Source organism: Lentzea chajnantorensis, from assembly GCF_054300775.1.
On sequence record NZ_JBSDZT010000002.1, the window covers coordinates 5,936,894 to 5,958,401 of the forward strand.

Annotated in this window: 16 protein-coding genes; 9 read left to right on the plus strand and 7 right to left on the minus strand. The window is 71.0% G+C overall.

Annotated features, from left to right (window positions below):
• Positions 1-20: 20 nt before the first annotated feature.
• Entirely contained in the window at positions 21-1,157 is a 1,137-nt protein-coding gene (locus ACVDFE_RS29110; RefSeq protein WP_360384457.1) for a PucR family transcriptional regulator, read from the plus strand.
• A 94-nt stretch (positions 1,158-1,251) separates the two neighbouring features.
• Here the strand turns inward: ACVDFE_RS29110 and ACVDFE_RS29115 are convergent, their stop codons facing one another.
• On the minus strand, positions 1,252-1,560 hold the full coding sequence (locus ACVDFE_RS29115; protein WP_360384459.1) for a DUF1540 domain-containing protein: 309 nt from the start codon (positions 1,558-1,560) through the stop codon (positions 1,252-1,254).
• Between the two features lie 386 nt (positions 1,561-1,946).
• On the opposite strand from ACVDFE_RS29115, the gene ACVDFE_RS29120 reads away from it, so the two are divergent.
• On the plus strand, positions 1,947-2,453 hold the full coding sequence (locus tag ACVDFE_RS29120) for an NADPH-dependent F420 reductase (protein WP_458432654.1): 507 nt from the start codon (positions 1,947-1,949) through the stop codon (positions 2,451-2,453).
• A gap of 824 nt (positions 2,454-3,277) precedes the next feature.
• Here the strand turns inward: ACVDFE_RS29120 and ACVDFE_RS29125 are convergent.
• Positions 3,278-6,451, minus strand: a complete 3,174-nt coding sequence (locus ACVDFE_RS29125; RefSeq protein ID WP_458432655.1) for an RHS repeat-associated core domain-containing protein — start codon at positions 6,449-6,451, stop codon at positions 3,278-3,280.
• A 144-nt stretch (positions 6,452-6,595) separates the two neighbouring features.
• Between ACVDFE_RS29125 and ACVDFE_RS29130 the strand changes: the two genes are divergently transcribed.
• Positions 6,596-8,197 carry a helix-turn-helix domain-containing protein gene (locus ACVDFE_RS29130; RefSeq protein ID WP_458432656.1) on the plus strand — a complete coding sequence of 534 codons (1,602 nt, stop codon included), beginning with the start codon at positions 6,596-6,598 and terminating at the stop codon, positions 8,195-8,197.
• A 305-nt stretch (positions 8,198-8,502) separates the two neighbouring features.
• Here the strand turns inward: ACVDFE_RS29130 and ACVDFE_RS29135 are convergent, their stop codons facing one another.
• Positions 8,503-9,522: a TDT family transporter gene (locus ACVDFE_RS29135; protein ID WP_458432657.1), complete on the minus strand. Its 1,020-nt coding sequence runs from the start codon at positions 9,520-9,522 to the stop codon at positions 8,503-8,505.
• Between the two features lie 100 nt (positions 9,523-9,622).
• Here ACVDFE_RS29135 and ACVDFE_RS29140 point away from each other — a divergent pair, with 100 nt between their 5' ends.
• Entirely contained in the window at positions 9,623-10,552 is a 930-nt protein-coding gene (locus ACVDFE_RS29140; protein WP_458432658.1) for a LysR family transcriptional regulator, read from the plus strand.
• Entirely contained in the window at positions 10,536-10,892 is a 357-nt protein-coding gene (locus ACVDFE_RS29145; RefSeq protein ID WP_360384469.1) for an HNH endonuclease, read from the plus strand. The genes ACVDFE_RS29140 and ACVDFE_RS29145 overlap by 17 nt, the downstream gene beginning before the upstream one ends.
• Here the strand turns inward: ACVDFE_RS29145 and ACVDFE_RS29150 are convergent.
• Complete coding sequence (locus ACVDFE_RS29150) at positions 10,889-11,338, minus strand: hypothetical protein (protein WP_458432660.1); 450 nt, start codon at positions 11,336-11,338, stop codon at positions 10,889-10,891. The genes ACVDFE_RS29145 and ACVDFE_RS29150 overlap by 4 nt on opposite strands.
• A 120-nt stretch (positions 11,339-11,458) precedes the next feature.
• On the opposite strand from ACVDFE_RS29150, the gene ACVDFE_RS29155 reads away from it, so the two are divergent.
• The gene (locus tag ACVDFE_RS29155) at positions 11,459-14,179 is read left to right on the plus strand and encodes a BTAD domain-containing putative transcriptional regulator (RefSeq protein ID WP_458432661.1); all 2,721 of its coding nucleotides are present in this window, start codon (positions 11,459-11,461) and stop codon (positions 14,177-14,179) included.
• Here ACVDFE_RS29155 and ACVDFE_RS29160 read toward each other — a convergent pair.
• On the minus strand, positions 14,146-14,664 hold the full coding sequence (locus ACVDFE_RS29160; RefSeq protein WP_360384475.1) for a hypothetical protein: 519 nt from the start codon (positions 14,662-14,664) through the stop codon (positions 14,146-14,148). The genes ACVDFE_RS29155 and ACVDFE_RS29160 overlap by 34 nt on opposite strands.
• 134 nt (positions 14,665-14,798) lie before the next feature.
• Positions 14,799-15,863 carry a YbfB/YjiJ family MFS transporter gene (locus ACVDFE_RS29165; RefSeq protein ID WP_458432663.1) on the minus strand — a complete coding sequence of 355 codons (1,065 nt, stop codon included), beginning with the start codon at positions 15,861-15,863 and terminating at the stop codon, positions 14,799-14,801.
• 145 nt (positions 15,864-16,008) lie between these two features.
• Here ACVDFE_RS29165 and ACVDFE_RS29170 point away from each other — a divergent pair, with 145 nt between their 5' ends.
• The 3 genes from ACVDFE_RS29170 to tsaA all read left to right on the plus strand — a co-directional run bounded on the left by ACVDFE_RS29170 (position 16,009) and on the right by tsaA (position 18,818).
• Positions 16,009-16,962: a LysR family transcriptional regulator gene (locus ACVDFE_RS29170; protein ID WP_458432664.1), complete on the plus strand. Its 954-nt coding sequence runs from the start codon at positions 16,009-16,011 to the stop codon at positions 16,960-16,962.
• A gap of 81 nt (positions 16,963-17,043) precedes the next feature.
• Positions 17,044-18,426 (plus strand): protein adenylyltransferase SelO, encoded by a 1,383-nt coding sequence (locus ACVDFE_RS29175; protein WP_458432665.1) that lies wholly within the window; start codon positions 17,044-17,046, stop codon positions 18,424-18,426.
• Entirely contained in the window at positions 18,423-18,818 is a 396-nt protein-coding gene (gene tsaA / locus ACVDFE_RS29180) for a tRNA (N6-threonylcarbamoyladenosine(37)-N6)-methyltransferase TrmO (protein ID WP_458432666.1), read from the plus strand. Before ACVDFE_RS29175 ends, tsaA begins: the two co-directional genes overlap by 4 nt.
• Positions 18,819-18,888: 70 nt before the next feature.
• Here tsaA and ACVDFE_RS29185 read toward each other — a convergent pair whose 3' ends face one another.
• A complete protein-coding gene (locus ACVDFE_RS29185) occupies positions 18,889-21,501 on the minus strand; it encodes an ABC transporter substrate-binding protein (protein WP_458432667.1) in 2,613 nt (870 codons plus the stop codon).
• Between the last annotated feature and the right edge of the window lie 7 nt (positions 21,502-21,508).

Genomic DNA, 21,508 nt, shown 5'->3' on the forward strand with positions numbered 1-21,508 from the left:
TTGTTCGCAGGGAACAAATCGTGACTCAGGCAATGCGGCGGGCCACCGAATTGGCCCTGGACGAGACGACGGTCACCGCGCTGCGGGCGGCCCTGAAGACCACGGCCGACGAGGTGGTGCAGGCCATCATCGACGAGGTGCCGAGCTACGCCGGTGCCCTGTCGGGCCGGATGGGCGGCACGATACGGCGTGCGGTGCGCACGGCGCTCGGACATTACCTGGACCTCGCGGGTGGCGTGGCCACCGGTGGGGACGCGAGCGACGCGGCCTACGAGCTCGGCCGCGGCGAGGTCCGCGACGGCCGTTCGATGGACGCCCTGCTCAGCGCCTACCGCGTCGGTGCGCGCGTGGCCTGGCGCGGGCTCGCCGAAGGCGCCGTGGCGGCCGGCCTGCCCGCCGAGGAGGTGGCGAAGTTCGCGGAGCTGACCTTCGCCTACATCGACGAGCTGTCCGCCGCGTCGGCCGCCGGTCACGCCGACGAGCTGGCCGCACGCGGCATGGCCCACGAGCGGCACCTGGAGCAGCTCGCCCGCGACCTGCTGACCGGCGCGGGCGCCGAGGCGCTGCTGGCCTCGGCGAACAGGGCCGGCTGGCCACCGCCCACGACGGTGACCGTGGTGCTGCTGCCCGCCGCGCAGGCCCGCCCGGCGTTCCGCGCGCTCGACCCCGGCACGCTGGTGCTGGACGACCTGCCGGACGCGACCGGCGTCCTGCTGGTGCCCGACGCCGACCGCGCGCACCTGTTGCGCCAGCTGACCGACCGCAGTGCCGTTGTCGGTCCCGCGCGACCTTGGGTGCGTGCGTCAGCCTCGTACGCACGGGCGTTGCGCGCGCGTGCGGTGTCCGCGGACATCCGTGACACCGAGCAGCACTTGGTCGAACTGGTACTGACCGCCGATGCCGACGCGTACGCCGACCTGCGCGCACGCGCGTTGGCCCCCTTGCGCGCGTTGCCGGAGAACTCGGCGCGCCGGCTGGAGGAGACGTTGCGGGCGTGGCTGCTCCACCAGGGGCGGCGGGAAGAGGTGGCGACGGCGTTGTTCGTGCACCCGCAGACGGTGCGGTACCGGATGCAGCAGCTGCGGGACCTGTTCCCGGACCTCGGGTCACCGCAGCGGGTGCTGGAGCTGACGCTGGCCCTCGGCCTGGAGCACTAGCGGCGGTGCGCGGCACGCCGTCTGCCCCTGCTTGAACGACGGCACCGCGGCCACGCCGGATGCGTGACCGCGGTGCTGTTCGAGCGCTACGAGCTCAACGCGGCTGGTAGGTCAGGCAGTTGGCCATGTGGTCGCCTTCGCCCTGCCCGACCCGCACGCTCTGCGCGGTGCACTCCAGCGACGCGTTGTGCACGCAGTCGGTCCGGGTGCAGGCGCCCACCTGGGCCATCACCTTGTCCAGGCCGCCCTTGGTGCTCAGCGGGATGAACGTGCCGCAGTCGGCCGCCCCGTTGTCACCGCGCACGGTGATCGCGAAGGCGTGGCAGCCGTCGTGGTTGTAGGAGCAGCCGCTCACGGTGCACTCGTGGACGGCGGGCATCGCCGGGTTCTCGAGGGTGGTCATGTCCGCTCCTGTGATCCGTGGTGGGAATGTGGTCCGGTGATTCGGACGATGCCACCGCTCACCACGGCCCGCAATTCGAACGGCAATTAGGATAGCCTTCCCTCTCGGGATTCGACAATGACCCGGAACCGGGCGTTGAGCTGCGGATACATGCTGCTGCCGCATTCACCTCACCATTCTGGTCGCGATCCAAACACCCCCGTCCGTGGACTATCTCCACGCAGTCCGCACATGCGAGCGGACCGGTCGGTCACGGACGTCCACGGCGACGTCCGGCGCGTACCGCGACCCCCGAGCGCCCGCCACACCCTCCCCCGCCGGAATAACGGACCACGGTCCTTTTCGGGATGGATGACACATCAACCAAGCAGGTCGGGTGAGGGAACATGAAGGTCGCCGTCCTCGGCGCGGGCCACGTCGGCCCGGTCATCGCGCGGCTCGCTCTCGCGGCCGGTCACGAGGTGGCCGTCGCAGGCTCGGGTGACCCCGCGCGGATCGAGATGATCGTCGACTTCCTCGCACCGGGAGCACGGCCGCGCACCACGGCGGACGCCGGGCTCGTGGTCCTCGCGATCCCGTGGCACCGGTTCGGCGAGCTCGACCCGGCGCCGTTCGCGGGCAAGGTCGTCGTGGACGCGATGAACCACTGGCCACCCGCCGACCGCGCACGCGGCGGCGCCGGCGACGACCCGGCCGCTCTCGTGCTGGTGGCGGAGCTCCTGGCGGGCATCGGGTTCGACCCAGTGCCGGTGGGCGCTCTCGCAGCAGGACGACTGCTCGAACCCGGCAGTCCGGTGTTCGGCGGCGCAGTCAGCAGGTCCACTCTGGAAGGGGAACTCCAACACGCAAACCCGGGACTGATCCCGTGTTCATCTGAACGCAGGAAGTCATGATCGCGGGAGAAGCGAGCCTTTTCCAACCTGCTTTGGCAGGTCGGGGCGCTGTCGCGAAAGCGCTGCGCGTCGTCAGCGGTGCGGAAACGCTCTCAGTGCGCCACCACACTGAGTTGGTTGCAGTTACAGGCGGATGACAACGTTGTCAGATCACCCTGACCACCACCGACTTGAGCCCGCGTGCGGCAGCCTCGCTCGTCGCACTTCACCACCAGCGGAAACAAGGTGGAAAAGGCTCAGCGGTAACAGCGGGCCACCTGACAACACGGGATTCGTCACGTGTTCCGGTCCACCGCAGCCGACATGCGACCTGGGCTGGGCACGACCACGCTTGCACATGCCCGGTGGTTCCGGAACGTCCACCGGCGGGTTCGACGGCGTCGTTGTCGCCGAGGAGCAGACCACCTTCGTGCCGAAGTGGGGCTCGGAACCCGCAGCCGTCCGTGCGCAGGCAGCTTCTCCTCGGGGGCTGGGACGGACAAGCTGGTCAACTCCGGACTCGTTCCCGTGCGGTGGCCGCGGACAAGGCCCACTCCTCCAAAGCCGACCGAGCCTGCCTGCGGCGGCGGCGCATCACCGCGGTCGCATCGAAGACACATGTGATGGCGGTTCTTGCAGGTCTGCCGGAAGTCATGCCGCACAACCGGACCACCGCCCACGCAAAGCGCTCGACTGGGACACCCCAGCCGAGCGCCCGACCACGCTCCTGGCCGAAACCAGGTGACCACCTTTCTCGCGATGACCCCTGATATTTGTGCGGGTGCCGCGGCTACTTCCTCAGCACCTGTCGATACGGCGTGTTGAGGGACGGCCTCGTTGTGGGATCAATCGCCGAGCCCGTTCGATATCCAGTTCGTGATGACGCCGGTCAAGCACGCTCCGGCAGCAGCGGCGGTCACAGCTCCAGGGCCGGCGGGCCACGCGTAGATGGCAGCACCCACGGCGCCGGCGAGACACGCCCTTGAGGTATCGGCGTACAGGCCAGTGGGGTCGACGCGGTTGACGGGGTTGCCGCCGACGTAGGCGTACCGGCTGGCGATGTCGGGCTCGAGGATCAGGCTGATGGGGTCGAGAGCAGTCCAGTTGCCGGTGGCCGAGTCGTGCCAGCGGACGCCGTGTTTGAGCCAACCGGTGTTCTCGTCGAGCAGACCTCGGGTGTGACGAATGGGGTTGGACGAGGCTGCGGTTCCGGTGGCGCTGAGCTGTTTTCCGGCGGGGTCGTAGGTGTAGGTGGCGGACACGGCTCCGGCGTTGGTGATCAGGTTGACCGGGCTGCCCTGGTTGTCGAGCGCGTAGTAGTGGACTCCGGCAGGGGTGTGCAAGGCGATGGGGGAACCGGTGGGGTCGGTGTCGATGTAGCTGGTTTGACCGTCTTTGGTGATCGACTGCAGCATCGGGACACCGTTGGTGTCGTTGCGTCCGTAGACGTAGCTCGTTGTGCTCCCCCCGGTGGTGGAGGAGACGAGCTCGTTCTGGTCGCCACCGCCCCACGTGTAGGTGCTCGAAGATGATCCTTGAGTACGGGCGGTGGTTTGACCTGCCGCGTTGTAGGTGAAGTTGCCCCGGGTCGGGTCGGCGGTGCGGTTCCCGGCGGCGTCATGGCTGTAGCCGGTGTTCGAGATCTGGTTGCCCGTGTTGTAGGTCAGGGTCTGCGCGGTGGTGCCGTCGACCTTCGCAGTGAGCCTGTTGCCGGCCTTGTCGTAGGTGTAGGCGTAGTCGTGACCGCCGAGGTTCGAGACCGCGGTGAGCCGGTTGGAGGTGTCATAGCTGTAGAGCGACAGCGCGGAGTTCAAGTTGTCGGTCGACCACTTGATCAGACCTGTGTCGGTGCCGGCCGATGCCGACGGGCACGCTTGCCCGGCGACGTGGGGCGAGTAGCAGAACCCCGTGTCGAACGTCTTGGTCGCGTCGTTGGACGCGCGTGAGGTCCAGGTCCGTGAGATCCGACCGGCCTTGTCGAAGACGGTTTTCGTGTGGGCTGCGAAGGTGGTTCGGGAGACGTTGGCGTTGAACCAGGTGTCGGTGCGCTTGCCGTTGTCGTCATAGGCGAAAGCGGTCTTCTGCCCGTTCGGCAGGGTCATCTCGGTGACTTGGTTGGCCGCGTCGTACACGTAGCCGGTGGTACCGCGGGCGTCGGTCTTCGACGTCAGGTTGCCTGCCTTGTCGTAGCCGTAGGACAGTGTGCCGCCGCCGGAGGTCGCGGTGCGCGAGGTGACCCGGTTCTGAGCGTCGTAGGTGAACGTCGTCGTGCCCGAGGCGTCGGTCCGGGTGAGCACGTTCCCGGCATCGTCGTAGGTGAAGGCCACGTCGGGCGTGGTGTCGGAGTACTGGATGGTCTTGACCCGGTCGGCGCGGTCGTAGGCGTAGATCGTGCGCAGTCCGCGACCGTCGCGGACTGCGTGCAGCCGTCCGAACCCGTCGTAGGAGATCACCGTCGGTGCCAGGCTCGAGCCGGCCGGCGGGGTGATGTCGGTGACCTGGTGATCGGTGTTGGCGGTGTAGTCGGTGAGGTTGTCGCGCGGGTCGGTGGAGGTGTTGAGGGTGCCGTCGGCGTTGTAGTCGACCTTCGAAGTCGCGCTCGCGGTGGCGTTGGTCGAACTGAGCGGGTTGCCGGCGCCGTCGTAGGTGAGCAGCTTGTTGTTGCCCTGTTCATCGGTACCGCCGGACGGCAGGTACCTCGCCGCTCCGGTGTTGGCGTAGGTGGCGGTGGACTTCGCCCCGGTCGGCGACGTGATGCTGGTCAGCGACTCACCGGCGTTCACGGCCGGGTCGTGCCCGAAGACGGTGACGCCTCCGGTGCCGCTGGTCGAGGTCGCGACGTCGTGGAACGGGGTGTAGGTCTTGGCCCGTCCCCGGCCGAGCGGGTCGGTCACGGACGTCACGAGTTCCTGGGCGTTGAGGAAGTAGTCGGTCTGCGGGCCGTTGGCGGGAGTGGCCTCGGTGTTGTTCGGGCTCGCGACCAGCGTCTCCCCGGCGGAGTAGTAGGTGAATCGGGTTGCCGCGCCGCCGGCCGGGTTCTCCTGGGTCACTTTCTTGACCCGGTGCGAGGTGTCGTACTGGATGGCCGTCTGCTTGCCGGCGCCGTTGGTGATCGTGGTCAGATCGCCGGTGGTGGCGTCGTAGCCGAAGCGGGTGTCCCGCGAGGTCGGGTCAGTGATCTTGGTCAGCTTGCCTGAGGTGTAGGTGTAGACGACGCTGCGGGGAGTGCCTTCGTCGCCGGTCTGGGCGATGGTGGTGAGGTTGCCCGACCAGGTGAGGTTCGCCGTCCGGGCACCGGTACCGCCGCGGGTCGACACGATCTGGGTCAGCTTGCCGGAGGTGTAGGTGAACGTGGAGGTCTGGGCGTTGCGGTCCCTGATCGACACCAGCCGTCCGGTCGAGTCGAACGCCGACACCGAGTTGCTGTCGTGGTCGGTGATCGTCCAGCCCGAGGCGGTCTTCACCATCGCGACCTTGAAACCGGCAGGTGCCGTGTACGCCGTCGCACCGGAGGGCTGGAACAGGCCCTCGCGGCCTTCGGGCGCGAGGTAGAGCACGGAGTTGTCGGAGTTCAGGACCACCTTGGTGTCCTGGCCGACCCTCATCGCCCATCCTGCGCCGGCCGATCCGGACGGCAGCGCGGCGCCCGTGCCCAGACGCAGGCTGTTGTAGGTCAGACCCAGCTGAAGATCGCCCTGGATGCCGGGCAGCGCCAGGTCGGAGGTCGTGACCAGCAGATTGCCGGTACCGACGTCGACCGACGCGGACACCTTGTCGGAGATCGAGAATGGAATCCGGGTCGCCGATGGGCGAGGACCGGTCATGCCTGCAGTCAGTACTGCGACGGCCTCTGCCGGAGTCGGCGCAACCGCGACGACACTGCCGGAAAGCAGCATCAGTGCAACCACTGCGGCGTTCACCGAACGACGGCACAGCATACTTCGGTTTAACAAATCATCCCCTTGGGCTGTGAATGGACTTCCTGTGTTTTCGTGCGATGTTCGTGACCGCACGGCCACGCCACACGATGCCGACGCACCTGCACTCGGACAACACGCCACCATCCCGACATGGCGCGACATGCTCTGACCAGGCTCTACCTCCGAGCATGGGATGACTGCCATACTGGCCCGTGACACCTGAGCTTGGGGAGGGCGGTAGGTGTGCTGGAAGGGAACGAAGAACTCGCGTGCCACCTTGCGAAGCTCAAGCAGCGGAGCGGACTGAGCTATTCCGAGTTGGGCAGAAAAGCACACGTCAGCAGTTCCACCCTGCACAGGTATTGCTCTGGAAAAACAGTCCCGCCCGACTACCAGACCGTAGTCGGAATTGCCACGGCCTGTTCAGCCGATGACGTGGAACTGGTCGAACTGCTCGCGCAGTGGAGGGCGGCGACAGGCCGACCGGTGATGCCGCACACCGCGGATCGAGCACCGGAACCTCGTGCACTTCCTCGGTCTCTGCCGCGCACGCGCGCCCTGTCCCGGGTGTGCGTCGTGCTCATGCTCGCGCTCGTCCTGGTGTCGCTGGCAGCCAGCGGCACGGACGTCGGACCCGTTGCCGCGCAGCGGCAGATCACCGGTCCGTCCTGGCAGCGCGAGCAGCCGCTGGCTCCGTCGCTGTTCGGCGTGACGGCATCCTCGGCGAGCGGGGTGATGCCGTCGTTCCGGGTCGGCAGTCTGCGGTTCTGGGACAGTGGTACGCGGTGGGCGAGGCTGCAGCCGCGGCGCGACACCTATGACTGGACCGTCCTCGACCGCCTCGTCGTCGGCGCGCGGAAGGCAGATCTGCCGGCCACGCTGGTGTTCGGCGGCACACCGGAGTGGGCTGCGCCCGCCGGGCCGAAGGCACCGTACGGAGACGGTTCGCGTAGCGCGCCGCCCGACGACCTGACCGTGTGGGAACAGTTCGTCAGCGCAGTGGCAACCCGTTACCACGGCCGGATCGACGCCTATGAGGTCTGGGTCCACGCCAACGACCAGCGCTACTTCTCCGGTACGACGGCCACTCTGGTCGAGATGACCAAGCTTGCCGGGCGCGCCATCAAGGCCGCCGACCCGCAAGCGGTCGTGGTGTGTCCCTCGATCGATCGGCTGTGGACGGACGAGGGCCGCTCCGTACTGCGCGAATTCACCGAGCTGCGCGGCTACGACCACTGCGACGTCGCAGGACTCAAACTGCATCAGCAACGCGCGGCTGACCCGCCGGAAACCATGATCGACCTCCTGCAACAGATCGACGGTGCCCTGCACGACGCGGGCGTGCACCCACGCCTGTGGAACACCGGTGTCACCTATGAATACGTGCGCGACGAACGGCTGGACGAGCAGCGTGCGATCGACTACGCCACACGCTTCTACCTGGTCGCGATCCACGGCTCCCGCTTCAACCTCGAACGAACCTACTTCTACAACTGGGGCGGTGGCGGCCTGCCCATCACGCTGCAGACCGTCGGCAGCCCACCCACGAGCGCCGCACTCGCGGTGGAGGAGCTGCAACGGTGGCTGACCCGCACCAGGACCCGGGGATGCGGTCAAGGGCTCGCCGTCGGCCTGCCTGCCACCGTGTGGCAATGCGAGTTCACCGCGGACGACGGTCAGCTGCTCACGATCCGCTGGACCCACGAGCACACCGCGACGACAGCCCTCCCACCAGACGCCACAGAGGTGCGCACCCTCGACGGCACCAGCCGGCCAGTGCACGCAGGCGACAGCCTCACGGTCACCGGGACACCGGTGCTCATCGTGCAGCTGCCAAGGGACTAGAAAGGCGAGTCCGCCCGGACAAGATCGTTGAGGGATCGGACGTCCCGAGAGGGCGGGGAGGAAGGCTCAAACGGTACGCCCGCGCGATCTGTCTGCCCAGCGGTATGACGTCCGTCAGCAAGTCTCGAATGGTTGCCACTGCACGGCAGCGCTACGTCCTCACCGAGCTGATTCCCGCACTTCATGCATCACGACGACCAACTTCGATCTGTCGCCGCTGACCTGCTCCACGCGACGCGCAGGTGGTCGCGCACGCCGCGCGGACCGCCTCCGCCGCACCGCGGCTCGACGTGGTCCAGCCGCGCCTAACGCACGCGGGGACTCACGAAACTGGTGATCGTGCGCACCGCCACGGTCGCCCACGACAGCACCAGGGCGGCGTAGAGCACGACGGCCACGACGACGAACATCGGCGAGTGGACCTTCGCGGCCAGTGCGCTCGTGCCGGTCACCAGCGTGCCGAGGGGGAAGACGAAGCTCCACCACGTCAACGCGAACGACATCCCGGCCCGTGCCGCGCGCACGGTTGCCGCGGTCGCGATGGCCACCCACAGCAGGGCGAAGCCCCACGTGGTCGCGCCGTACAGCACGGCGAACGCGGTCTGGCCGGGCAGCACCGCGACGCCGGCGAGCAGGTTCGCGGCGGTGATCGACTGGCCGAGCGGGCCGAGCACGATCCACAGCGTCGGCACCGCACCGCCGGGGCCGTGCTGCACCAGCCGGTGCCAGATCTGCGGCACCAGGCAGACCGTCGCGAAGAGGCTCACGCCGAACAACGCGTAGCACAGCAGGACCATCGTCTGCTGGAACTGGCCGGGCGGCAGGTGCGCGGCCAGCAGCGCGCCGGACGCCGCGGACACCATCGGCGGCACGACCGGCATCAGCCAGCCGGCGAACGGCAGCTCACCGCTGCCGAACATCCGCAGCGGCACCACGACCGACGTCACCAGGCCCAGCACGGTGCCGAGCGTCCACAGCGTCCAGTCGATCGCGAGCGCCGCGGTCAGGCCGACGAGGTCGGCGCCCAGCAGCAGCGCGCCGGTGCCGACCGTCATCAACCCCATCGCGGGCGCGCCCCAGAAGTGCGCCATCACCGGGTCGCGCAGCTGCGCGCGCACGGTCGCCCACGTCCAGCTGCGGACTGTGGCAACCGTGAGGAACACCAGCAGTGCCGCGTCCAGCAGCCACACGAACGTCGCCGCGGTGCGCAGACCGGGGACGTGCAGCGGGAGCGAGGCAGCCGCAGTGGCGACGATGCCGGTGCCCATCACGGACGCGAACAGGTTGGGGCCGAAGGGCGCCGCTCGTCGCACCTCATGGGGCACGGTGTGTGGGTGAGGTGCGAGAGCGGTCACGACACCAAGGTGCCCTGCGCGCGCCCACCTCGGTAGGCACCGATCTCCGATGACGACATAGGCTGCCCCTATGCCTTTGCCGGGACGCGTCACCGACCTCGTCAGCTACGAGCTGCTGCTGAGCGTCGCGGAGCTCGGCAGCATCGGCCGTGCCGCGAAGGCCCACGGCATGTCCCAGCCGTCGGCGAGCGAACGCCTCCGGCTGCTGGAGGCCCGCGTCGGCGTGGCGCTGCTCGAACGCACCTCGCGCGGCGCGACGCTCACCACGGCGGGCCAGCTCGTCGCCGGTTGGGCGGCACCGGTGCTCGCGAAGGCGGCGGACCTCGACGCCGGTCTGACGAGCCTGCGCGCCGACCGGCAGAGCCACCTGAAGGTCGCCGCGAGCCTGACCGTGGCCGAGTACCTGCTGCCGGCGTGGCTGATCGCGTTGCGCACGGTCAGCCCGGACACCGCGACCGTCCTGACGGCGGGCAACTCCGCGCACGTCGCCGACCAGGTGCTCGCCGACCGCGCCGACCTGGGTTTCATCGAGAGCACCGACGTGCCCGCCGGTCTCGACAGCCGCGTCGTCGGCCACGACGAGCTGGTGCTGGTCGTCGCGCCCGGCCACCCGTGGGCCCGCCGCCGCAGGATCACCGCCGCCACGCTGGCCGCCACGCCGCTGGTGTCGCGCGAACAGGGCTCTGGCACCCGGCAGGCGCTGCGGTCGGCGCTGCGCGGGATCGACCTGGAGATCACCGCGGACCCGTTGCTGGAGATGTCCTCGACCACCGCGATCAAGGCGGCGGCCACCGGCGGCATCGGCCCGGCCGTGCTCAGCGCCCACGCGGTCGCCACCGACCTGGCGACCCGCGCGCTGGTCCGCGTCGAGGTGACCGACCTCAACCTCGACCGCGCGCTGCGCGCCGTGTGGACCAGGGGCAGTGCACCCCGCGGCCCCGCCTCCGACCTGTTGACCATCGCGATGCGTACGCTTCCACCCCGTGGCGACCGGCGGTAGCAAACAGGTGCGCGCGGCACGCAAACGCCGCAAGCGGATGGCGCGCGTCGCCCACGACCTCTCCGACGCGCAGTGGGACGCGCTGAAGTCCTCGTGGGGCGGCTGCGCCTACTGCGGTTCCGCGGCCGGCTCGTTGCAGAAGGACTGCGTGCAGGCGTTGTCGCGCGGTGGCCGGTACACGCTGGGCAACGTCGTGCCCGCGTGCGGGTCGTGCAACGCCAGCAAGTGCAATGCCGAGGTCACCGGGTGGTTGCGGCGCAAGAAGCTGGACGAGAAGGCGTTCCTGTTGCGGCACCACGAGATCTCGTCGGTGCTCACGACGCGGTTCGAGCAGCCCTAGGCGGCGTTGCGGATGGCGGAGTAGCTCCTGAAGAGTGCGTCCCACGCGTCACGGCACCGCTGATCCAACCGGGGATCGGCGGTCTGACCGCCCGCGGCGAACCACGGTTCGCACGACTGGATCTCCCCGAGCTGCTTGCGCACGTCCGCGACGGCGGTGCGGGTCGTGGGCGAGAGCCGGTCGCCCTTCTTCTCCACCTCGCCGATCACCTCGGACACGTCCGGCATGACCTTCGCGCAGTTGTCGGCGGGGTCGACGGGCTCGCCGCGCAGGCGGGTGACGCAGGAGGTGAGGAGGGTGCCGATGGCGTCGAGGCGGGCGTGCTGGTCGGCCAGCGGCGAGACGGTCTGCTCGGGGGCGGACGTCGGCGCGATCGCGGGAACCGACGTCTCGGAGCCGCAGGCGCTCAGCAGCAGCGCGAGTGCGACGAGGTGACGCTTGTGCATGGTTGACGAGCTACCACATCTTCTGGCGAATGGGTCTTGGCGGCGGGCTGCCGCCGCTATCCTGCCGCGTGCGCGGGCTGCTGTCAGCGGGAACACGCCAGAGGAGGGGCCATCACCAGGGTGAACGTGCTGGGGCCGCTGGAGGTGTGGCGGGACGGCAGCCGGATGGGCCTGGGCGGGGTGAAGCAGCGGGCGTTGCTCGCTCATCTCGCGTTGAACGCGAACAGCGCCGTGTCCCTCGACCAGATCGTCGAGGTCCTCTGGCCGAAGAGCAAGCCGCGGTCCGTGGTCGCGAACGTCCGCACGTACGTGTGGCAGTTGCGGCAGGTCCTCGGCGAATGCCTGCGCACGAACGGCACGGGCTACGTGCTGGCGTTGACGCCCGACGAGCTCGACGCGCTGCGGTTCGAGCACCTGGTCACCGAGGCGCGCACCAGCGGCGACGCACTCGACCTGCTGCGGACCGCGGAGGGGTTGTGGCGCGGCCGGCCGGTCGAGGACCTGCCGGAGAACGACGCGTGGCAGCCCGTGATCACCCGGTTGGAGGAAGCGCGGCTGACGGCGACCGAGCAGCGGCTGGCGTTGCAGGTGGCACGAGGACAGGGCGACGAGGTCATCGCGGAGATGCGCGCGCTCCTCGAAGTGCACCCCTATCGCGAGAGCATCTGCTATCAGCTGATGATCGCGTTGAAGCGCACGAACCAGCGCGTCGAGGCGTTGAAGGTCTACACGGACATGCGCGCACGGCTCGCGAACGATCTGGGACTCGAACCCGGCCCTGTGCTGAAAGAGGCACATCTCGCCGTGCTGCGCGGCGAAGAAGAAGACAACGCACCGCCGATCCGGCAGCTACCGCCGTCGGTCGCCGACTTCTGCGGACGCGCCACGGAGATCGCCGAGCTAGCCGAAGCGTTGCGCGACAGCGGCAAGGTGGCGGTCGCGGGCGTGACCGGCGCTCCGGGCGTGGGCAAGTCGACGCTCGCGGTCAGGGTGGCGCACGAGGTCGCCGCGCACTTCCCGGACGGGCAGCTCTACGTCGACCTCGGCGGCACGGCCGAACGACCGCGCGACCCGGCCGACGTGCTCACCGAACTGCTGCACGCGCTGGGGGTCACCGGTGCGGGGCTGCCGTCGCGGGAGGCGGGGCGGGCGGCGTTGTTCCGCTCGAAGCTCGCGGGGCGGCGGGTGCTGGTGGTGCTCGACGACGCGGCGTCGGTGCGGCAGGTGCAGCCGTTGCTGCCGGGTGCGGCGGGGTGCGGGGTGCTCTTCACGAGCAGGCGGCGGCTGTCGGAGCTGCCCGGTGCGCGGCAGGTGGAGCTGCTGCCGTTCGCACCGGCGGAGGCGGCGGAGCTGCTGACCGGGATCGCCGGACGCGATCGGGTGGAGGCCGAGCCGGACGAGGCGGCGGCGATCACGGCGGCCTGCGGGCACCTGCCGCTCGCGATCAGGGTCGCGGGCGCGCGGCTGGCCGGTCGGGGCGGGTGGCCGTTGCGGGTGCTGCGGGCGCGGCTGGTGGACGAGTCGACGCGGCTGCGCGAGCTGTCCTCCGGTGAGCTGGCGGTGCGGGCGAGCTTCGACCTGAGCGTGCGGCAGCTGCCCGCCGACGAGGCGGCCGCGTTCGTGCGGCTGGCGCTGCTGGGGCCGCACGACTTCCCCGGCTGGGTCGTGGACGCGCTGCTGGACCGGCCGGGCAGCGAGCACCTGCTCGACGGGCTGGTCGACGCGCACCTGCTGGAGGCGTGCGGGACCGACCGCCTCGGGCAGCCCCGCTACCGGTTGCACGACCTGCTGCGGTGCCACGCCCTGGAGCTGGCCGACGCGCTCCCGGACCGGGCGGAGACGCTCGACCGCACGCTGCGCACGTGGTTGTGGCTCGCCGTCACGGCGGCACGTCGGCTGCCGGTCACGTTCGGCACGACCATCGCCCCGGTCGCCGCGGTGCGGGCGCCCGAGCACCTGCTGGCCGAACCGGTCGGGTGGTTCGAGGCGGAACGGCGCACGCTGTGCGGCGCGGTCGAGCTGGCCGCGGCGGCGGGGCTCGACGACGTGGCGTGGCAGCTGGCGGCGGCGTGCGTGCCGTACTTCGACCTGCACAGCCATTACGACGACTGGGCGCGCACCCACCGGCGGGCGCTGGCGGTCACGAGGTCCGCCGAGGGCAGGGCGGCGTTGCTGCGGGGCATCGCGCAGGTGCACATCTACCGCGACGAGTTCGACGACGCCGAACGCGGCATGCTCGCGGCGCGGGACCTCTACCGCGTGGCCGGCGACCCGCGCGGCCAGGGCATCTCGATCGCGGGCGTGGGCACGGTCTGGCGGCTGCGCGGCGAGCACGAGCGGGCGATGGCCTGCTACACCGAGGCGCTGGAGCTGCTGGAGACGGCCGGTGACCTGCACTCCGTCGCCCACCTGCGGGCGTCGGTCGGCGGGGTGCACGGTTCGCTGGGCGACCAGGAGTCGGCGCGCGTGTGGCTGATGAGCGGCCGCAGGCTCGCGGCGGACCTCGGTGACGCGCACCGGGAGGCGTTGGTGCTGGTCCGGCTCTCCGCCCTGCACCGCTCCCTGGGCGAGCACGACGCCGAGCTCGTCTCCGCGCGCAGGGCCGTGTCGATCCTGCAGGACCTCACCGACGAGCGGTGCACGGCGTTCGCGCAGGTGGAGCTGGCCGAGGCGCTGCTGTCGAACGGCTGCCCGGAGGCCGCGCACGACCTGGTGCAGCAGGCGCTGGAGACCTACCGCCGCACCGGCAACCGGGAGGGCGAACCCGCCGCGCTGCGCACGCTGGCGCGCGCGGCGGGTGCACTCGGTCAGTTGCTGTTGCCGGGCTTCCAGCCGAGGTAGTTGCTGAAGTAGCCGACCGAGCCGGCGTGGCCGATCTTGCCGCCGACGCTGGTCGACCAGAAGCCGCCGTTGCCGTCGGCGATGCCCACGTGGCCGTACTGGCTGATGTTCCAGAAGACGAACGCGCCCTTGGGCGGCGTGCCCGTGGTGCGGCGGGTGCCGTCGGAGGACCGCCAGTGGTCGATCGCCGAGGCGTGGTGCGTGGCGCGGTCCCACGCGAGCCGCACGGCGCGTTCGCAGTAGCCCTCGTAGGCGGTGCTGCCGCGGCGGCTGGACATCCAGTTGACGGCACCGGCCGCCGTCTGCTGGATCGTGAAGTCGCCCTCGGCCGCCGGCACGGACGCGGTGTCCTCGAGCCACGGCGCCGCGACCTCGACCGCGCTGGTGCCGGTGTACTGCTCGGTGGCGTTGGCGGGGGCGGCGGTGCTGATCAGAGCCGCGCCCAGTACGCCGACGACCGCGGCCGTCACTGTGGTGAAACGCATCGGAGAATCCCCTCTTCGCATGACCTGCTGTGTCGCGGTCAGGAGCCTTGCCGCATCCCATCCACGGCCGATACACCGCGGATACACCCGGGGTGCCGGTACCGGAGGGTCAGGCGTGGACGCAGGACTGCTCATCAGCCGGTGCTTCCTGTTGCTGTGACTGACTTTTCACTGCTCCTCCTCCTGGACGGGCGCGGCGGATCTGGGCGTGGAAGCGCGATCACCCCGGCGGCGGTGAGCACGACGGCCGCGCCGAGCAGCAGGGCCGGCTGGTAGCCGCGGCTGAGCAGCGGGGACGCCAGCAGCGGGCCCGCGACCTGGCCCGCGGAGTAGCCAGCGGTCAGCAGGGCGGCGGAGTTCGGGTGCAGGCCGGCGCCGAGGTTCAGCGCGGTGAGGGCGATGCCGAGGAACGTGGCGCCGAACAGGACGAAGGCCAGGACCACGACGACCGGGTCCGTGCTCAGCGCGGGCAGTGCGATGCCGGCGGCCTGCACCACGAGGGCGCCGGTCAACGCGCGCCGCTGGTCGAGGCGGGCGAGCAGGAACGGTGACGCGGCGGCGGCCAGGCCGGTCAGGACCCACGCGCCGCTGCCCAGCGGACCAGCGGCGGCGACCAGGAACGTCCCGGCGATGATGTAGCCGACGCCTTCGAGCGCGTACCCCGCGAACAGCCGGGCGAACGGGCCGCCGCGCGCGGTCGCGGCACGAGGGCGCGGGACCGGGCGCAACTGCCAGGCCAGGGCGGTGAACAGCGCGGACATGCCCGCGACCAGCCACCACGAGACCTGCCAGCGGCTGTCGGCGAGCACGACCACCCCGGACAGCGCGATGCCGGCGCCGACACCGCTCATCCCCCAGCCGGGCCGGGTGCTGACGGCGAGCACGAAGACCAGCGCGCTGGCCGCTCCCGCGATGAACCGCAGCGCGGACCACGCCACGACGCCGTGGGTCAGCGGCATGCCCGCCAGCGACAGCGTGAGCACCACCAGCGCCGCCCGGTGCACCGCCCGCGTGTGCAGCCGCGCGGCCGTCGCGGCCACCGCCCCCGCGAAGTAGCCGAGGTAGTTGGCCGTGGCCAGACCGGCGCCCGCCGACGCGGTGAGCCCGGCTTGGGCGGTCATCAGCGGCAGGATCGGCGTGTAGGCGAACCGGCCGAGGCCCATGCCCGCCGCGAGGGCAACGGCGGCGCGGGCACTCACCGTCGGACCACCCGACGCCACAAAGGGTCCACTTCGGACTGCACGACGAGTTCGACTTCCATGCTCCCATCGTGCGTTCGCACACCCGTGATCTCCACGACCGTCCATCTCTCTGGTGGAAGGCGCAGCCTCCTACGATGAGACCGTGGAGCTGCGTCAACTCAGGTACTTCGTGACCGTCGCCGAGGAGCTGCACTTCGGCCGGGCGGCCGCGCGGCTGCTGATCGCGGGGCCGTCGTTGTCGCAACAGGTCAAGGCGCTGGAACGGTCGCTGGGCGTGGCGCTGTTCGACCGGGACCGCCGCACGGTGGCGCTGACGGCGGCCGGGGCGGCGTTGCTGCCAGAGGTGCGGGCGCTGCTCGACCGGGCCGACGAGCTGCGCAAGCAGGCGCAGCAGCTGTCCGGGTCGTCGCCGGTGCGGATCGGCTACGTGAACTGGGTGCCGCCGGACCTGTCGCTGCGCACCGCCGGGGTTGCACCGCTCTACGTCGACGCCTGGGTGGTGCCGTCGCACGCGCAGGCCGCGCGGGTCGCCGACGGCAGCCTCGACCTCGCGGTGTGCTGGGTGCGGGCGGCCGACCTCGACCGGCTCGGGCTCGCCGCCGACCTGCTCGGCGCCGACCGGCTCTACGCGGTCTCCCCCGGCACCGACACGAGCCCGGTGCGCGCGCGGGACCTGGCGGTGCTGGTCGACGACGACGTGACCTCGTGGCGGTCGTGGAACGAGTACGCCGAGGAGCTCGCGGAGTTCTCCGGCGCGAGGGTCGTGCGGATCGACAACGGCGCGATCACCGGGCCCGCGTTCTTCGACCACGTGCGGCGCTGCGTCACACCGGTGCTGAACTCGCCCAAGGGCCAGACCACGCCGCTGCCGCCGGACCTGGTGGCGCGCCCGGTCGTCGAGCCGGAGGTGCTGTGGACGTGGTCGCTGGTGCGGCGGGCCGACGAGGTGCGGCCGACCGTGCTGGCCGCGGCCGAGGCGATCACGCGGGGCGCGGGCGACCTGGGGCTGCACCGGCCCGGCGTGTGGCTGCCCGCCGACGACCCGTGGCGCGCGGCTCGACCGGTTCCGAGCGGGTCGCCGCCGGAACACGCGTAACGGTCACCCTGGTGAGGATCGCGCCGGGGGTGGAACGGGCATGGGCGCTGTCGTGACGGGCACCCCCGTACCGTGAAGGACGTGAGCACCACTCTCGGCACCCAGTTCGCCACCGCCGTCCCGGAGATGGCCGTCGCCTGGGAGGCGGCGGAGGTCGGGGACCCGACCCTGCTGGCCCTCAACGAGCCGCTGGCCGGCGAGCTCGGCCTCGACCCCGCCTGGCTGCGCACCGGCGACGGCCTGCGGTTCCTCACCGGCAACGCGGCGGAGGGCGTCGCCCAGGCCTACGCGGGCCACCAGTTCGGCGGCTACTCCCCCAGGCTGGGTGACGGCCGTGCGCTGCTGCTCGGCGAGATCGAGGTCGACGGGCAGCTGCGGGACCTGCACCTCAAGGGCTCTGGCCGGACGCCGTTCGCCCGCGGTGGTGACGGGCTGGCGGCGGTCGGGCCGATGCTGCGCGAGTTCGTCGTCAGCGAGGCGATGCACGCGCTGGGCGTGCCGACCACCCGGTCGCTCGCGGTCGTGGGCACGGGCGCCACCGTGCACCGCGAGACGCCGTTGCCGGGTGCGGTGCTGGCACGGGTGGCGGCGAGCCACCTGCGGGTCGGGAGCTTCCAGTACGCGCGCAACACCGGTGACCTGGACCTGCTGCGGCGGCTGGCGGACCACGCGATCGCACGCCACTACCCCGGCCGTTCCTACCTGGAGTTCTTCCGCGAGGTCGTCGGCAGGCAAGCAAGGCTCATCGCCCAGTGGATGCACCTCGGGTTCATCCACGGCGTGATGAACACCGACAACATGACGATCTCGGGCGAGACGATCGACTACGGGCCGTGCGCGTTCATGGAGGCGTACGACCCGGCGACGGTGTACAGCTCGATCGACCACCGCGGCCGGTACGCGTACGGCAACCAGCCGGGCATCGGGCAGTGGAACCTCGCACGGCTCGCGGAGGCGTTGCTGCCGCTCTTCGACGAGGACGAGGACGCGGCGGTCAAGAAGGCCGTCGGCGTGCTGGAGGAGTTCGAGGGCCGGTACCTGACGGCGTGGCAGGAGGGCATGCGGGCCAAGCTGGGCGGTGCCGGTGACGACCAGCTGATCGGGGACCTGCTCAAGCTGCTGCACGAGAACCACGTCGACCACACGTCGTTCTTCCACCACCTGACCAGGGGCAACCCGCGCGACCTCGTCCTGGACCTGGCGGGCATCGACGCGTGGCTCGCGCGGTGGCGTGCGGAGGGCCCGGACACGGCGGCGATGGCGGCGGTGAACCCGGTCTACGTGCCGCGCAACCACCTGGTCGAGGAGGCGCTCGCGGCGGCGACCGGGGGTGACCTGGGGCCGTTCGAGCGGCTGCTGGACGCGGTGCGCCGGCCCTACGACGAGCGCGAGGGGCTGGAGCGGTACGCGGAACCGGCCCCGCGCGACTTCAGCGAGAGCTACCAGACATTCTGTGGCACATGAACCTGTTCCCGATCGGGCACGTCGAGTCACCGCTCACCGACCGCGCCTCCGCACCCCGCCAGGGTGACGAGGGCGCACCGGAGGCGTGGGTCGTCGTCGTGCCCCAGTACGCGCGGGCGATGGCGGAACTGCAGGCAGGCCAGGAGGTCCTGCTGCTGACCTGGCTGGACCGGGCAGACCGCGCGGTGCTCGCCGTGCACCCGCGCGGTGACGAGGACCGGCCGGAGACCGGCGTGTTCAGCACCCGGTCGCCGGACCGGCCGAACCCGATCGGCCTGCACCGGGTGCTGGTGACCGGCGTCGAGGGCCAGAAGTTCCGGGTGAGCGGCCTGGAGGCACTCGACGGCACACCGGTGGTCGACGTGAAGCCGGTCCTGGCCGACGAACGCTGACCACCTCCTCCCCTCCTTGCTGCCCGGGCATCTGCAAGAGTTGGTAGTACTTGCAGATGCCGGCAGGGGGTCAGGGGTCGCGGGGGCAGCCCTCGTCTGGTTCCAGGCCTGCGGCCAGCCCGCCGCGGAACGGCAGTTCGCCGCACAGCAGCAGCGGTGTCGAGGTCGTGTCGGTGTTGGCGCGCAGCACGAGCACGGCCTTGTCCACCGGCAGGCGGGTCGCGGCACCGAACCCGATCTTGCCGGTGGCGCCCTGGATCGCGTTGTCCGGCCGGATGCTGCCGATACCCGCGAGCAGTCCCTCCCGCACCCGCGCGCCCGGATCCGTGCGGCGCACCTGCCGGATGCCCTCCGCCAGCACCTGCATGGCGTCGTAGGAGGCGGCGGACCGGCCGTCGCCGAGCTGCTGGCACGTCTGGCGGAACACGTCGAGGTAGTTCTTGTAGAACGGCACCATCGCGCAGTCCGACCACGCCGCGGGGCTCGCGAACGACAGGTAGTCCAGCCGCACGTTGGGGAACTGCGCCATCGTGCCCTCGAGGATGAACCGGGTCGACGAGTCGCTCGCGAGCACCGGCGGTGTGCTGCCCTGGCACCTGCTGTTCATGCCGCGCAGGAACTCCGCGAGGAACTGGGCCCGGCCCGCGTAGAACACCGCGTAGCCCGGTTTCCCGGCGGACGGGCAGGCGCCCTGGCCGAGGCTCGCTGGTGCGAGGCCTTCGTCGTCGTTGGCGACCCGGTAGGACTTGTACTGGTCGACCGCGATGCCGAGCAGCGCGAACGCGGTCTTCGCGTCGTCGGCGAGGTTCTGGCTGTAGCGGTCGGTGGGATCGCCGGAGTAGAAGATCGCCACGTTCGACACTCCCAGCCGCCACTTGGCGTAGAACGCCGTCACGGCCGCCTCGCGCAGGTTGTTGGGTCCGATCTGGTAGTAGTACTCGTTGATCGTCGCCATGTCGTCGGCCGAGGTCAGCGAGCCGATCACCGGCAACGCGCTGCTGCCCAGCCGCTTCACCACCGACTTGGCCGTGTCGGTGCTGATCGACAAGCCGGTCACCGCGACCACGCTGCGGTCGCGCGCCGCCAGCTCGATGATCTTGTCCGCCGCGAGGTCGCCCGACGCCAGACCGCGGCCACCCGGTCCCTCGCCGCCGTTGGCCAGCAGCATCCGGATGGGCACGTCACTGGTCTTCTGCGCCACCCACACGCCGCGCAGCTCCTCGACGAGAGCCGTGTAGCTGTTGGCGGTGCTCGGGGTCAGCACGCTCAGGAACACGATCGTGATGGCGTCCGGCCGGGTGGCGGCCTTGTCGTTCTCGGCCATGATCCGGCCGTAGACGTCCTGCAGCGAGGGCCGCACCTCCTCCGGCACGGACGGCGGCATGAAGTGGCGCAACGGGTCAGCGGACACGCCGATGCACTCCTCGCCGACCCGCTCCAGCGGCGCGCGCACCGACGGGGACCACCACGGCTCGCACCGGGCGTGGTTGACGAACGGCACGGCGGCCACGAGAGCGGCGAGCACCACCATCGCCAGCGGTGCGGCCACGGCACGGCGGAGCCGCATGGGCCCCATGTCCGACAACGCGCCGCTGACGCCCGGTGCCGGTTCGGAGGCGTCGGTCTGCAGCTCCAGCAACCAGTTGTCCGACCGGGCCAGCTGCACGAGCCACCTGCGGTAGCCCGCCGACGCGTCGGCCGCGTGCCTCGCCGGCGCCTGCGCGGACTCGCCCGCAGCGATCACCAGCAGCGGATCGGGCCGGCTCAGCGAGTTCGCCCGCCAGGTCTGTCCCTTGTGGACCGTGACGGTGTTGCGGGCGCGGCCGATCGAGTCGAGCAGCCACCGGCCGGTGCTGTCGCCACCGGCGGGACCGGCGTTCTCCACCAGCAGCCACGGGTAGCCGGTGCGCCGCCGCCCCGTCCCCCACAGCGACCACCGCCGGTGCGAGCGCCGCAGGTCCTCCAGGAACGCGCGCACCAGCAGGTCGCCGACCTCGTCCGCGTGCCGGTCGGCGAGGTGCTCCTTCACGAACGCGCGGGCCAGCCGGTAGAGCCCGCCCCGCGACCGGCCGCCGACCGGCTGCTCCCCCACCCACGTCGCCGGGCGCCACAGCAGCGCCGTCAGCGCCAGCCCGAGCCGCGGCGCCAGGGTGATGACGAGCCGGATCCACCACGGGAAGTCCTGGGCCAAGTCCTGCGACCCGTCGGGCCCGATGTTCATCCGCATCCGGCCGCGGACGTGGGCGCGGAACGCGCGGGCGATGTGCCGTTCCTCGTCCTCGGCGTCGCCGTCCTCGGGCAGGGTCAGCGCCAGCAGCCACCCGACGAGCGCGTAGTGCGGGAACCGCAGCCGCGCCGCGCCGGGCACCTTGCCGGCGAGCTGGCCGATCGCGTCGTCGAGGACCGCCCGCCGCGACTCGGGCGTGACCGGGTCGGCGCCGTCGACCCGCGCGCACGCGATCCGCTTGCCGCGCGCGGTCTCCGGCCTGCTCGCGAGCGGTTCGAGCGGACCGGCCGCGCCGGGAGGCCTGCGCAGGAACACGATCGGCAGCGGCACGTCCCGCGCGGGCCAGCGCGGGCGCCGCGAGAGCCGGTCCAGCAACGCGACGAGCTCGACCGCACCCAGGAAGTGCAGTCCGTCGGCCTGGTCCTCCCCGACGAACCAGTCCTTGGCCGTCACCATCGGCGCC